Origin of the sequence: Dyella sp. (assembly GCF_036746095.1) — a bacterium.
Taxonomy (GTDB): domain Bacteria; phylum Pseudomonadota; class Gammaproteobacteria; order Xanthomonadales; family Rhodanobacteraceae; genus Dyella_B.
The window spans coordinates 90,712-103,724 of record NZ_DAIOEU010000004.1; the positions used below are offsets into that span (position 1 = coordinate 90,712).

Here is a 13,013-nt window from a genome sequence, read left to right on the forward strand (position 1 = left end):
TTCCCGTGAGCCGTTCCCCCTTCCCCCAGCCGCGCGTGCTGCCGCGGCATGCCTGGCTACCGTATGTCGTAGCTATTTCGCTGATTTCACTGGCCGGCTGCGGCCGTAAAGCACCAGAGGCGGAGGCTGCCGTGCCGGTGATCGCCATGCCGGCGCAGGCCGCCGACGGCGCCGTGGCCGGCCGCTTTCCTGGCGATGTCCATGCACGCTACGAGATGCCGTTGTCCTTCCGCGTGGGCGGCCAATTGCTGGAGCGCTACGTGGACCCCGGCCAGCAGGTGAAACAGGGACAGGCGCTGGCCAAGCTCGATCCGGCCGATGCCAACAAGCAGCTGGCCAATGCCAAGGCGGCGCTGGAATCGGCCGAGCATCGGCTGGTGTTCGCCACCCAGCAGCACGATCGCGATGACGCGCAATACAAGCAAAACCTGATCAGCCAGCTGCAATGGCAGCAGACGCAGGACAACTACGCCGCCGCCGTGGCGGGCCGCGACCAGGCCAAGCAGCAATACGAGCTGGCCCAGAACCAGCTGCGCTACACCACCCTGGTGGCCGATCACGACGGGGTGATCACCAGCCGGCAGGCCGATGTCGGCCAGGTACTGGCAGCCGGGCAGCAGGTGTTCGGTTTTGCCTGGGCAGGCGAGCGCGAGGTGTATGTCGACGTGCCGGAAAGCCGCGTCGGCCGCATCACCATCGGGCAAGTTGCCACGGTGAGCTTGCCCGCGCTGCGCGGGCACACGTACACCGCGCGCGTGCGCGAAATCGCCCCGGCGGCCGATGCGCAATCGCACACGTACCTGGTCAAGCTCACGGTCGACCACGCCGACGCCTCGCTGCAGCTCGGCATGACGGCGGATGTGTCGCTGCAAGCCGGCCGCGCCGCCGATGCCGTGGTGAAAATTCCGGTCACGGCCTTGTTCCACCAAGACGAGCATCCCGCCGTATGGGTGGTGGATCCGACGGATTCCAAGCTGGCGCTGCGCCCGGTGACGGTGGCGCGCTACGAGGAACGCGACGTGCTGCTGGCCGGTGGCCTGAAGCCCGGCGAGCGCATCGTGATGCAAGGCGTGCACACCGTTTCCGTCGGCGAAAAAGTCACGCCGATCGCGCCACCGCATGCCGAGGATGCGCCGCAATGAGCCACGAGGAACGCTTCAATCTTTCCGCCTGGACGTTGCGCCATCAGTCGCTGGTGTTTTTCCTGATGGGCCTGATCGCGCTGTTCGGCCTGCTGTCGTACAAGAACCTGTCGCAATCGGAAGATCCGCCGTTCACCTTCAAGGTGATGGTGATCCAGACCTATTGGCCCGGCGCCACCGCCAAGCAAGTGCAGGAAGAAGTCACCGATCGCATCGGGCGCAAGCTGCAGGAGACGCCGAACATCGACTTTCTGCGCAGCTATTCGCGTCCCGGCGAATCGCTGATCTTCTTCAACATCAAGGATTCGGCGCCAGCCGCCGTGGTGCCGGAGACCTGGTATCAGGTGCGCAAGAAAGTCGGCGACATGGCGTCGCAACTGCCGCAAGGCGTGCAAGGGCCGTTCTTCAACGACGAATTCGGCGATGTCTACACCAATATCTACGCGCTGGAAGGCGATGGCTACACGCCGGCACAACTGCACGACTACGCGGATCAGTTGCGCACGGAACTGCTGCGCGTGCCCGGTGTGGGCAAGGTCGATTATTTCGGCGACCAGAACCAGCACATCTACATCGACGTGACGAACGCGACGCTGGCCAAGCTCGGCATCAGCCCGCAGCAGATCGGCCAGGCAATCAACGACCAGAACGCGGTGGCATCCACCGGTGTGCTGACGACCGCCGATGACCGCGTGTTCGTGCGTCCAAGCGGGCAGTTCGACAACATGGATGCGTTGGCGAATACCTTGCTGCACATCAACGGCAAAAGCTTCCGCCTGGGCGATATCGCCACCATCCGGCGCGGCTATGACGATCCGCCCAGCCAGACCATGCGCTTCATGGGGCAGCAGGTATTGGGTATTGGCGTAACCATGCAGCCAGGTGGCGATGTGGTCCATCTCGGCAAGGCGCTGGACGGAAAGGTCGGTGACTTGCAAAAACGCCTGCCTGCAGGTCTGAAACTCTCCGAAGTCACCAGCATGCCGCATGCCGTGTCGCACTCGGTGGACGACTTCCTGGAGTCGGTCGCCGAAGCCGTGGCGATCGTGCTGCTGGTGAGCCTGCTGAGCCTGGGCTTCCGCACCGGCATGGTGGTGGTGATCTCCATTCCGTTCGTGCTGGCGGCGACGGCGCTGTGCATGGACATGTTCGGCATCGGCTTGCACAAGGTGTCGCTGGGTACCTTGGTGCTGGCGCTGGGCCTGTTGGTGGACGACGCGATCATCGCGGTGGAAATGATGTCGGTGAAGCTGGAACAGGGCTGGGGCCGCGTGAAGGCGGCTGCGTTCGCCTATACCAGCACGGCGTTTCCCATGTTGACCGGCACGCTGGTGACGGTGTCGGGCTTTCTGCCGATTGCCTTGGCCAAGTCGAGCACCGGCGAATACACGCGCTCGATTTTCGAAGTCTCGGCCATCGCGTTGCTGGTGTCGTGGCTGGCGGCGGTGATCGTGATTCCGCTGCTGGGTTATCACATGCTGCCGGAACACCACCAGCGCGCCAAACCCGGGCAGGAGTGGTGGGCGCGCTTCCTGCCGCGGCGTTGGAATGATGCGCGCGCAGCGAATGCGGTGCAGCCGGTGCATGACGGCGAAGAGATCGAGATCTACGACACCACGTTCTATCGGCGTTTCCGTGGCTGGCTGGATTTCTGCTTGCGCCAGCGTTGGCTGGTGCTGCTCTCCACGGTGGCGCTGTTCGTGATCGCGCTGGCCGGTTTCGGGTTGGTGCCCAAGCAGTTCTTCCCCAGTTCCGATCGGCCAGAATTGCTGGTGGACCTGCGCCTGTCGGAAGGTGCTTCGTATGCGGCGACATTGCGCGAAACCGAACGTTTCGAAGCGGTGCTGAAGGGACGCAAGGACATTGCCAACTACGTCAGCTTCGTCGGTAGCGGCGCGCCGCGCTTCTATCTGCCGCTGGATCAGCAACTGGCGCAGCCGAACTTCGCGCAGTTCGTGATCACGGCGACGGATGTGAAGAAGCGCGAAGAGCTGGCAAGTTATCTGGACGGCGAGTTGAAGCGCGACTTCAGCGCCGTGCGCACGCGCGTCAGCCGCCTGGAGAACGGACCGCCGGTCGGCTTCCCAGTGCAGTTCCGCGTGGAAGGCGATGACATCGCCACGGTGCGCGGCATCGCCGAGCAAGTAGCTGGCGTGATGCGTGCCAATCCCGACACCACCAACGTGCAGTTCGACTGGGATGAACCGGCCGAGCGTTCGGTGCGCTTCGAGGTGGATCAGTTCAAGGCGCGCCAGCTTGGGCTCACTTCGAAAGACATCGCCGATTTCCTGGCCATGAATCTCTCAGGCACCACGGTGACGCAATTGCGCGAGCGCGACAAGTTGATCTCGGTGGATTTGCGCAGCGAACGCGGTGATCGCATCCATCCCGATCAGATCGAACGCCTGGCGATACCCACGGCAAGCGGCACCGCTATTGCGCTCGCGCAGCTTGGTCATGTGAGTTACGGCTTGGAATACGGTGTGATCTGGGAACGCGATCGCCAACCGAACATCACCGTGCAGTCAGATACGCGCAATGGCGCGCAGGGTCTGGATGTCACCAACGCCGTCGACAAGAAGCTTGCCGATATCCGCGCGCATCTGCCGGTGGGGTACCGCGTCGAAGTCGGCGGTTCGGTCGAACAGAATGGAAAGGCGCAAAATTCGGTCAACGTGCAGATGCCGGTGTTGTTGGTGGCGGTATTGGTGCTGTTGATGATCCAGCTGCAAAGCCTCGGCCGCACCTTCATGGTGGTGCTGACGGCACCGCTGGGATTGATCGGCGTGATCGTGGCCTTGCTGGTTGCGCATCAGCCGTATGGCTTCGTCGCCATGCTGGGCACGATTGCGATGTTCGGCATCATCATGCGCAACTCGGTGATCCTGGTGGACCAGATCGAGCAGGATATCCGCGCCGGTCATCCACGTTGGGAAGCCATTGTCGGGGCGACGGTGCGTCGTTTCCGGCCCATCACGCTCACGGCAGCGGCGGCGGTGCTCGCGCTGATTCCGCTATTGCGCAGCAACTTCTTCGGCCCGATGGCCACCGCGCTGATGGGCGGCATCACCGTTGCCACCGTGCTCACCCTTTTCTATCTGCCTGCGCTGTACGCGACCTGGTTCCGCGTGCGCGCCGATGAACCCGCCAGGGAGCCGGAGGCTGCCACATGAAGCCCGCAAACATGATCCTTGCATTGCGTCTGTCGCCACTTGCCACGGCAGTGGCGCTGGCCGGGTGCGCGTTCGCGCCGCCGGCCAAGCCACCTGCTTCACCCGCTCCGGCGCAGTACACCGCCACGCCACTCCCGTCAGAGACGGCCAAAGTGGATGGCGTAGCGCAACATTACAGCCTGGGCGAACGCGCCGTCCCGCAGTGGTGGCGCGAATACCGCAACGACACGCTCAACGCATGGGTGGAGGAAGGCCTGCGCAACAATCCTTCGCTTGCGGCGACCAGGCACACGCTGGAGGCTGCGCATCAACTGCTGCGCGCGCAGATCGGCGCGAACCTGTTGCCGAAGCTGGATGGCCAGGCGCAAAGCAGCCGGCAGCGTGCGCTGGGTTTTCCGGGATTTGGCCCGCCGACCAATCTGTATGACGTCTACGCCGGGCAGCTTTCGCTCAGCTACAACTTCGACCTGTTCGGCGCCACGCGGCATGGCATCCAGGCAACGGCCGCGCAGGTGGATCAGCAATCCTACGAGTTCGACGCGGCCAAGCGGACGTTGGCGGCCAACATCGTGACGGCAGCGATCAACGCCGCGTCGCTGGACGAACAAGTACAGACCAGCGAGCAGCTATCCAAGCTTGCGCACGATCAAGCCGATCTGACGGAACGCCAGCGTGCGCTCGGCGCGGCATCGCAAGACGATGTGCTAAGCCTGCGCGAGCAAGCCGCGAGCATCGATACCTCGCTGCCGCCCTTGCGCGCGCAAGCCGAAAAAGCGCGTCACGCCCTTGCGGTATTGCTGGGGCGCACGCCTGACCAGGCACCGGCGAATCTCACGCTGTCGGATCTGCATCTGCCGGAAAACGTGCCCGTCAGCGTGCCTTCCGATCTGCTGCGGCAGCGGCCGGACGTGCTGGCCGCGGAAGCGGCGGTGCATGCAGCGTCCGCACAGGTCGGCGTGGCGACGGCGAACCTGTTTCCGCAGATTTCATTGTCGGCAACCTTGGGTACGGAGGGCTTCAAGCCGTCGACGCTGTTCACCAGCGCCGGTTCGGTGTGGAGCGCGGGGCTTTCGTTGACGCAGCCGATCTTTCACGGCGGGGAATTGATCGCCAAGCGCAAGGCCGCGATCGAGGATTACGACGCGGCCATCGCCAACTACCAGCAGACAGTGTTGAACGCGTTCCAGAACGTGGCCGACACACTTACCGCCTTGAATCAGGATGCTGCCACCTTGCAAGCGGCGCAGATCGCTGCAAAGGCGGCGCAGCAGACCTTCGCCAACGCCGATGCGCGCTATCGCCTGGGCGGCACGTCGTATCCGACGATGGTGCAGAGCGAGCAGCATTGGCAGAACGCCAGACTGACGGAGATCCAGGCGCGCGCATCACGGCTGGCGGACACGGCGGCATTGTTCCAGGCGATGGGCACGCCGCAGCCCGAGACGCTGGCGGAAAATACGCGGCATTGATGAGTTGATACCTCCCCTCTCCCACTGGGAGAGGGGCCGGGGGTGAGGGCACAGGCGAAGCGGATAGCAAATGCTGCCGCAGGTTTTTGTGTCCGCTCTGGCCGCACCCTCACCTCAACACCAGCCCCCTTTCCAATGACACCTGATTCGCGTTGTGTCTCAGCAAGGCCGATCGCTCCATGTATATCGTCACCCCGGCGAAAGCCGGGGCCCAGCGACTTTAAGGCAACACTGATTGAGTATCGCCGTCACCAGCCCTGCCTGTTCGCAGGCCACAGGGCCGTCGGCGAAGGCAGACTGGTTGTCTGTCGAGACGGCGGACCTGCGGCATGCGGACAGACAGGGCTGGCCCCAACAGGTTGAATTCAAAGTGATGGGGTGATGTCTGGAAGGCCCGCAGGCTGCGCCGCGCGGCTTGGCAAGACGGCCAGCCTTCCCGGCCACGCGACACACTCTGCGAGCCTTCCAGACATTATGACGACGGCGATACTTAGTCAGTGTTGCCTTAAAGCGAAAGACACTGGGTCCCGGCTTCCGCCGGGATGAAGAGGTCTACAGCAAGATTTTAAAAAAGCTCAGCTGAGACTCAATCAAGCCACTGAGAACGGCTTAAGCCAGGCCATTTCAAATTTGCGCCACCCAAACGTCTATCAGGAAAACCGCACCTGTTTTCCCGATGGAACGCATGCCTTGAACAATCCAAACCGCCCGCCTGCCGGTGTCCTGGGTATGGGGCTCGACGCCTTTCTGCCCGCCCCCTACGCGCCCCCTTCGCGGCCTGCGCGCGCCGGATCGCCGCTCGAAAAAGGCCTTGGCGCAGTCAGCGCTGCTGAATATGCCAGCGCGCTCGCGACCCTGTTCGATTCCATGCGCCACCGACACGACTGGACCGGGCCTTGGTACAAGCGCGGTGTCACCGCATTGAAGTATCTGGCACGCAGCCTGTGCATACTGCCGCGGCATCAGCGTTTCCTGGCCACGATTGCCGACGACCCGGTGATGAGTGCCTACCGCCAGCGCGACCCGCGCCTGCTGGAACGACACATGCACCGCTATATCAACGCGCATTGGCACCGGTGCGACCGGCTGGCCTATCTGCAGCAGCACTACCGCTTTGCCAAAGCACATCTGCCACCCGGTTTGTACGAGCTGGTCTATGCCATGGGCCATGCGAGTTTAGGAAGCCTGACGGCCAAGGATGGCTCCCTGCTCACCCTGTGCCTGCGGCCGCCGATCGACAAAGGCTGCGAAGGCGAGCTGTGCCTGCAGCTGTGCAATGGGAACGAAGATCCGCTGTACAGCATCATCTTCTCGATCGCGGATGAACTGCCGACGGTGATGATCGGCTGCCTGCAGGGGCCGCGCGGCGCCCATGCCAAGGACGTGGTGCGCGAACTCACGCGCCTGCTGCATGGCATGCGGCCCAAGCAATTGATGCTGTCGCTGGTCTACGCCTTTGCCCGCCACTATGGCATCGAGCGGCTGGTGGCGATCAGCAACGATGCGCACCCGCTGCGCCGCAGCGGCCGTCCGTTGTATTCCGACTACGATGCGTTCTGGGAAGAGCAGCACGGCCGGCGCATCGGCGGCGGCTGGTATGCGCTGCCGGCCTCGTTGATGCACAAGTCGGAAGCGGAGGTGTCGAGCAATCATCGCGCTGCGTTCCGCCGCCGCGAAGCCTTGCGACGGGAAGTCGAGCAATTGCTGCTGAACGCGCTGGCGCCGCCTGCGCCTGGGTTTGAGCATGCCGCGAACGACGCGCCGCGCATCCCGGCGCCGGTTGTGGCAGGCTCTGGCAACGGTCCGTAGGGTATGAGCGCCGTGACGCTATCCGTGCATGTCAGCGACGTCGAGAGGCTGTTCCGCGAGCAGAACCGCGCGCTGATCGCCTTTCTGCAATGCCGCCTCAACTCCTTGTCGGATGCGCAGGAAGTCGCGCAGGAAGCGTATTTGCGCATGCTCACCATGGACAACCGCGAGGAAGTCGATTCGCTGCGCGGCTACCTGTTCAAGGTGGCGGGCAATCTCGCCATCGACCGCCTGCGCAAGCGCAAGGTGCGCAGCGAGTTTGCGGTCGTGCAATCGCATGATGAGGCGGTGGACGAACACAGTCCGGCCCATCATGCGGTGGCGGTGGAGCAGGTGGCCGGTGTGCGCCGCGCCTTGAGCGAATTGCCGGCCAAGACCGCGCAAGCCTTTGTGATGCACGTTGTCGAGGGGCGCGATTTCAGCCATGTCGCCCAAACCATGAAACTCAGCGAGCGCATGGTGCGCTACCACGTTGCCAACGCGCTGGCTCATTGCCGTGCGCGTGTCGACCAGACGGAGGTGCCGTGATGGCAAGCAAACAGCAGGATCAAACCATGCAGGTCGCCGCGGAATGGTGGACACGCTTGCGCGAGCCGAACGCGGGCGATGACCTCGTCGAGCAATGGCTGGCGTGGACGAACGAAGACGAGCGTCACCTGCAGGCGTTCGAACAGGTAAGCGCGCTGGCCGAGCAGCTCGGGTCACTGGACCAGGTATTACGTCATCGGCTGGCCGAGGTTTTTGCGCGGCCGGCCCGCCCGCAACGGCGCTGGCTGCCGCTGGCAGCGGCGGCATCCATCGCCGCCGTGATGCTGGGCGCTGCGTGCTACATCGGCTGGACGCAACGGGCGCCGCAGGCAACTGCACAGGTTTACCAAAGCGGCATCGCACAGAACCGCAACTTCAGCTTGCCAGATGGCACCAAGGTGGCGCTGGGTGCGGACTCCACGCTGAGCGTGAAGTACGGCAGCCAGGAACGTGCGATCGAAGTGCGCAGCGGTGAGGCTTATTTCGAGGTGGTACACGACAGCCGTCGGCCTTTCGTGGTGACGGTGGGCAACGTCACGGTGCGCGACATCGGCACCGCCTTTGACGTGCGCCGCACGGGCGATCGGGTGATGGTGGCGGTGACGCAAGGTCGCGTGGCGATTGCCGACCGGCGCGCGAACGCGAGGTCGAGCGATACGCTGGAAGCGCGGGCTGGGCAACGCGTGTCCTACGACCCCAATGCGTTAAGCATGACGGTCGATACCGTTTCGCCAGCGTTGGCCACGGCATGGCGCAGCAACCGCCTTGAATTCATCGACGAACCGCTGGGCGTGGTGATTGCGAATCTCAACCGTTATACCGGCACGCCGCTGCACGTCGCGGATGCGAATCTGAATGGGCTGACTTACACCGGCACCATCCACACCGATGCGATCGACAGCTGGCTGGATGCTTTGCAGGAAGTGTTTCCGTTGCAGGTGAACAAGCAGGCCGGACAGGTGGTGCTTTCCGATGCAAAGCATGCTGCCCGGTAGATATGCCGTAACAGGTAACCCCATGGCCGTCATTCCCGCGAAAGCGGGAATCCATCTTTTGCTTTTGCATCAGAGCAAATGGATTCCCGCTTTCGCGGGAATGATGGCCATATAGCGCTCCTTGCAAGCCTGCCGCAAGCTAGCCAGTTGCGCAGTCTTTTATGACCTGCGGGTGATGCCAACTGACAAGCTGCGTGTCACACTCTTGCTTTAGCGCAGAGTTGACGCATGCCATGAGGCGATTTGCCTGGCTGCCGGCTTTCGGCGGCCTGACAATGGGGATGGTTGTATGGACGGCGGGTGCTTTACCGGTTCATGCAGCGGAGCAATCGGTTGGCGTGCGTTTCGAGATACCGGCGCAATCGCTGGCCACGGCGTTGATCGCCTTCGGCAAGCAGGCCAACGTGCAGGTATTGACCGCCGGCCAGACGGTGGATGCGCTGCGCTCGCACGAAGTGATCGGTACGCTCTCGCCAGAAGCGGCATTGACGCGTCTGCTGGATGGCACGGATAGGTGCTTCACCTTCGTCGATGCGCGTACGGTAGTGGTCAAGCCGCGCGCGACGGTTGCCGTTCAGACGTCCAAACGTCCGTCCGCTGAGGAATCGACCACGATCTTGTTGCCGCCGATCCAGGCGATCGGACTGGTAGGGCGTGACGCGGGCTTCATGGCCGACGTCACCAGCGGTCCCGGGCGCATGCTGGCCGATCCGCTGGATGTGCCCGAATCGGTCAGCGTGGTTACCCAGAGCCTGCTGCAATCGGAGCAAGTGCTGACCATTGCCGATGCCATCCGCAACGTGGCCGGCGCGCAATACGTGGATGGCACCGCCGGATTGCCGGTGTTCGACGTGCGCGGGTTCATCGCCGGCAACGGCATGACCGATGGCATGCCGAACAATGTGCTGGGCATTGGCGACTATCCGCCGATGGTGGCGCTTGAACGCGTCGAAGTGCTGAAAGGGCCGCAGGCCGTGCTCGGCGATACGTCGGCTTACAACAACTTCGGCGGGCTGATCGACGTCATCCTGAAAAAGCCGCAAAGCGAGCCGGTGCGCCAAGCCATGTGGTCGCTCGGAGAGCATGGGGAAAAACAGCTTGGCGTGGACCTGGCTGGCCCATTGAACGACAGCAAATCGTTGACGTACCGGCTGATATTGAATGGCGACATGGCCGACAGCACGCCGCAAGGCATGCGCGGGCAGCGCAATCGCTACGTTGCACCGTCCATCGGCTGGTCAACGCCGAATACGACATTCATCGCCGGCATGTCGTGGATGATGAATCACGTGCCGATCCCCGATCACGTGGTGTTGCTTGGGGATACGGTGGGATCGGCCTCGCCCCCTGGGATCTTGCTGGACAATCCGAACGACCACAGCTCAGTGGAAACGCGGCGGCTGTTCTATCTGCTGGAGCATCGCTTCGACGATACCTGGACGTTACGCAGCCGCGCGCAATACGTGCGCGAGGCGATGGATTTGCAGAACTGGCTGGTGAGCGGCATGGACCTTGGGGGCGATGCGGACGCAGTGGGCCAGCACTACCGTGTCTCCGACGCGTATTACACCTTGCAGAACGACATCGTGGGTGCGTTCGGGCACGGCTGGATGCAGCACACGGTCATGCTGGGCGTTGACTATTCGCGCATCCAGATCGGCGGCGGCATCGATGCTTTCAGCAGTGCCGGCGCCGGCATGAGTTACAACCTTTTCAGCAGCGGGCCGCTGCAGGCGCCGGCTTCCCAGATATCGTCCAGCGACTATCTCAACGCCTATGTGCCAGACACACCGTGGACCACGGAAACCGGTGTGTTCCTGCAGGACCAGATCAATCTCGGCAGCCGCTGGGAAGCATTGCTGGCGGTGCGCCGCACCAGCTATCAGCTGGACACCACGCACGCGGACGGCACGCCCTGGAACCTGCACAAGGTGCATTGGGTGCCCAACTTCGGGCTGGTCTACAAGCTGACGCCCAGCATGTCGCTGTATGCCAATACGTCCAACGGCTTCCAGCCGGATGTGGATCTGGGCAAGAACAACACGCCCTTGCCGCCGTCGCTATCGCGGCAAATTGAAGCCGGCGCAAAGCTCGACCTGTTCCAGCATCGCGCGCGCCTGACGGTGGCTGCCTATCGCATCATGCTTGACCACAGCAACGATCTGGTCTCGCTGCAGCCGCCGTACTACGTCGTCAGCGGACCGGGGCAATCGAACCAGGGTATCGAGATTGAATTCAACGGGCAGCTGGCGCCGGGATTGAATCTCAGCACCGCCTACACGCGCGCCTCGGTGCACAACAACGATGGCAGCGAAGCCACCGGGGAAGCGCAGCAGCGTTTCAACCTGTGGGCGAGCTACGCATTTCAGCGCGGCTGGCTGCGCGGATTCGGCGTGGCGGGCGGCGTGCTGGCACGCAGCCGCAGCGTCGGGCAGATGTCCGACGACAGCGCGTACATCCAGATCCCGGGGCAGGCGAGGGTGGATATGAATGTGTTCTACCGAGCGCCGCATTGGAGCGTGGCGCTCGGCATGCGCAACATCCTTGCGCGGAATCTATACAGCCCGACGTTCAATGAAACGTTTGTGCCGCTGGATGATCATCGGACGGTTATGTTGAGCGGGACCGTGGATTTTTGATCGCACCGACAGCCTGCGGAGCTCGTCTCGGTCTAGCGCTTATTGCTTGTTGCCCGGCTGCGCAGTGAAGACATCGCTGCCGAAGGTATGCAGTCCATTGTCCTGTGCATATCCGAGATGCGAGACGCTGAAGATATCTTCCAGCGTGCGCAGCAGGCTGTAGTGGTTGTATTCCGTCTCGGATCGCGTGCCGGGTGCAATGTAGGGCGAAAGCAAGACGGCGCCGATGCGGCCGCCGCCGGGGCCGATCTTGCCGCCCGGTTGCGGACCGCCGGGCAGCGGCTGTTCGTTGCAGCAGGCGGTGCCATCGTTGCCTTCGTCGAAGGTGATGACCAGCAGGCCATCCTTCTTGAATGCCGGTGAGTTGACGATGCGCGGCACCCAGGTGCGCAGGAACGCATCGGCGGAAATCAGGCCGCCGGGTTCGCCATTCTTGCAAGGCGCATCGTGGCCGTCATGGCAAAGATTCGGCGTGACGTAGACGAAGTTGGGTGTGCTGCCGAGCTTGGCGAGGTCATTGTCGAGGTGATCGAGATTCACCACGCGGGTGTCGCAGTACTTTTTCTTGTCGATGATGGCGTGGAAGTACATGAACGGGTTGTGCCTGGTGGCGTACTGGTCTTGCGCCGTGGCACGCTCGGTGACGTCCGGCGTGCCGATGACCGGATGGCCGCACGTTGCCGATTCGCGCGCGGGATCCTTGCCCATGTCTTCCATGTACGCCTTCCAGCTGAAGCCGGCGTCGGTGAGCTGGTTGGCGAGGGTGCTTACGCCCTTGGGATAGACGCAGCCGGTGCCCGGCCATTGCCCGTTCGCATCCGGCTTTTTCGCGCTGGGCACGAACTCGTTATAGATGCTGCAATCGGCTTGCGTGTCCGGATTGGGCGCCTGGCCACTGATCATCGCGATGTAGTTGTCCAGGCTGTAGTGGCCGACGCCGTAGTAGTTGGGCAACAGCGCGCCTTGCTTGGGCAGCTCGCGGGCAAGATAGGGCGCGATCGACTGCGGGCCGAACGTGACGGGGTAAGACTCATTCTCCAGCATGATGACGAAGACGTGCCGGATCGGGGGCAGGGTGGCTGGGGCTGCGGCAAGGCCGCTTGCCGATACGCACAGCGCAGCGAGCAGGGCGATGAGCGAAAGGTGGATGCGCGTCAGCGGGTGACGCAGGCGGGAAAGGCTTGATAGACGGGACATCCGAAGATCCTTGGGCGATGGCAGTTCGCACGTGCGAGCGCGAGGGCTATTGCAGCCGCCT

Annotated in this window: 8 protein-coding genes; 7 read left to right on the top strand and 1 reads right to left on the bottom strand. The window is 63.1% G+C overall.

What is annotated here, in order from left to right:
- The first annotated feature begins 5 nt into the window (after positions 1-5).
- The 7 genes from V7M64_RS03565 (at position 6) to V7M64_RS03595 (ending at position 11,755) form a co-directional block, all read left to right on the top strand.
- Positions 6-1,142, top strand: coding sequence for an efflux RND transporter periplasmic adaptor subunit (locus V7M64_RS03565; RefSeq protein ID WP_333677072.1), 1,137 nt, complete (start codon positions 6-8; stop codon positions 1,140-1,142).
- A complete protein-coding gene (locus V7M64_RS03570; RefSeq protein ID WP_333677074.1) occupies positions 1,139-4,315 on the top strand; it encodes an efflux RND transporter permease subunit in 3,177 nt (1,058 codons plus the stop codon). Before V7M64_RS03565 ends, V7M64_RS03570 begins: the two co-directional genes overlap by 4 nt.
- Positions 4,312-5,784: an efflux transporter outer membrane subunit gene (locus tag V7M64_RS03575; protein ID WP_333677076.1), complete on the top strand. Its 1,473-nt coding sequence runs from the start codon at positions 4,312-4,314 to the stop codon at positions 5,782-5,784. Before V7M64_RS03570 ends, V7M64_RS03575 begins: the two co-directional genes overlap by 4 nt.
- Before the next feature lie 690 nt (positions 5,785-6,474).
- A complete protein-coding gene (locus tag V7M64_RS03580; protein ID WP_333677077.1) occupies positions 6,475-7,593 on the top strand; it encodes a DUF535 family protein in 1,119 nt (372 codons plus the stop codon).
- A 3-nt stretch (positions 7,594-7,596) separates the two neighbouring features.
- On the top strand, positions 7,597-8,121 hold the full coding sequence (locus tag V7M64_RS03585) for an RNA polymerase sigma factor (protein ID WP_333677078.1): 525 nt from the start codon (positions 7,597-7,599) through the stop codon (positions 8,119-8,121).
- Positions 8,121-9,116: a FecR domain-containing protein gene (locus V7M64_RS03590; RefSeq protein ID WP_333677079.1), complete on the top strand. Its 996-nt coding sequence runs from the start codon at positions 8,121-8,123 to the stop codon at positions 9,114-9,116. The genes V7M64_RS03585 and V7M64_RS03590 overlap by 1 nt, the downstream gene beginning before the upstream one ends.
- Before the next feature lie 233 nt (positions 9,117-9,349).
- On the top strand, positions 9,350-11,755 hold the full coding sequence (locus V7M64_RS03595; protein WP_333677080.1) for a TonB-dependent siderophore receptor: 2,406 nt from the start codon (positions 9,350-9,352) through the stop codon (positions 11,753-11,755).
- A 39-nt stretch (positions 11,756-11,794) separates the two neighbouring features.
- Here V7M64_RS03595 and V7M64_RS03600 read toward each other — a convergent pair whose 3' ends face one another.
- Positions 11,795-12,952 (bottom strand): alkaline phosphatase family protein, encoded by a 1,158-nt coding sequence (locus V7M64_RS03600; protein WP_333677081.1) that lies wholly within the window; start codon positions 12,950-12,952, stop codon positions 11,795-11,797.
- Between the last annotated feature and the right edge of the window lie 61 nt (positions 12,953-13,013).

Coding starts and splice junctions, on each gene's coding strand:
- V7M64_RS03600 (WP_333677081.1), bottom strand. CDS start 12,952: ATGTCCCGTCTATCAAGCCTTTCCCGCCTGCGTCACCCGCTGACGCGC.
- V7M64_RS03570 (WP_333677074.1), top strand. CDS start 1,139: ATGAGCCACGAGGAACGCTTCAATCTTTCCGCCTGGACGTTGCGCCAT.
- V7M64_RS03590 (WP_333677079.1), top strand. CDS start 8,121: ATGGCAAGCAAACAGCAGGATCAAACCATGCAGGTCGCCGCGGAATGG.
- V7M64_RS03585 (WP_333677078.1), top strand. CDS start 7,597: ATGAGCGCCGTGACGCTATCCGTGCATGTCAGCGACGTCGAGAGGCTG.
- V7M64_RS03575 (WP_333677076.1), top strand. CDS start 4,312: ATGAAGCCCGCAAACATGATCCTTGCATTGCGTCTGTCGCCACTTGCC.
- V7M64_RS03595 (WP_333677080.1), top strand. CDS start 9,350: ATGAGGCGATTTGCCTGGCTGCCGGCTTTCGGCGGCCTGACAATGGGG.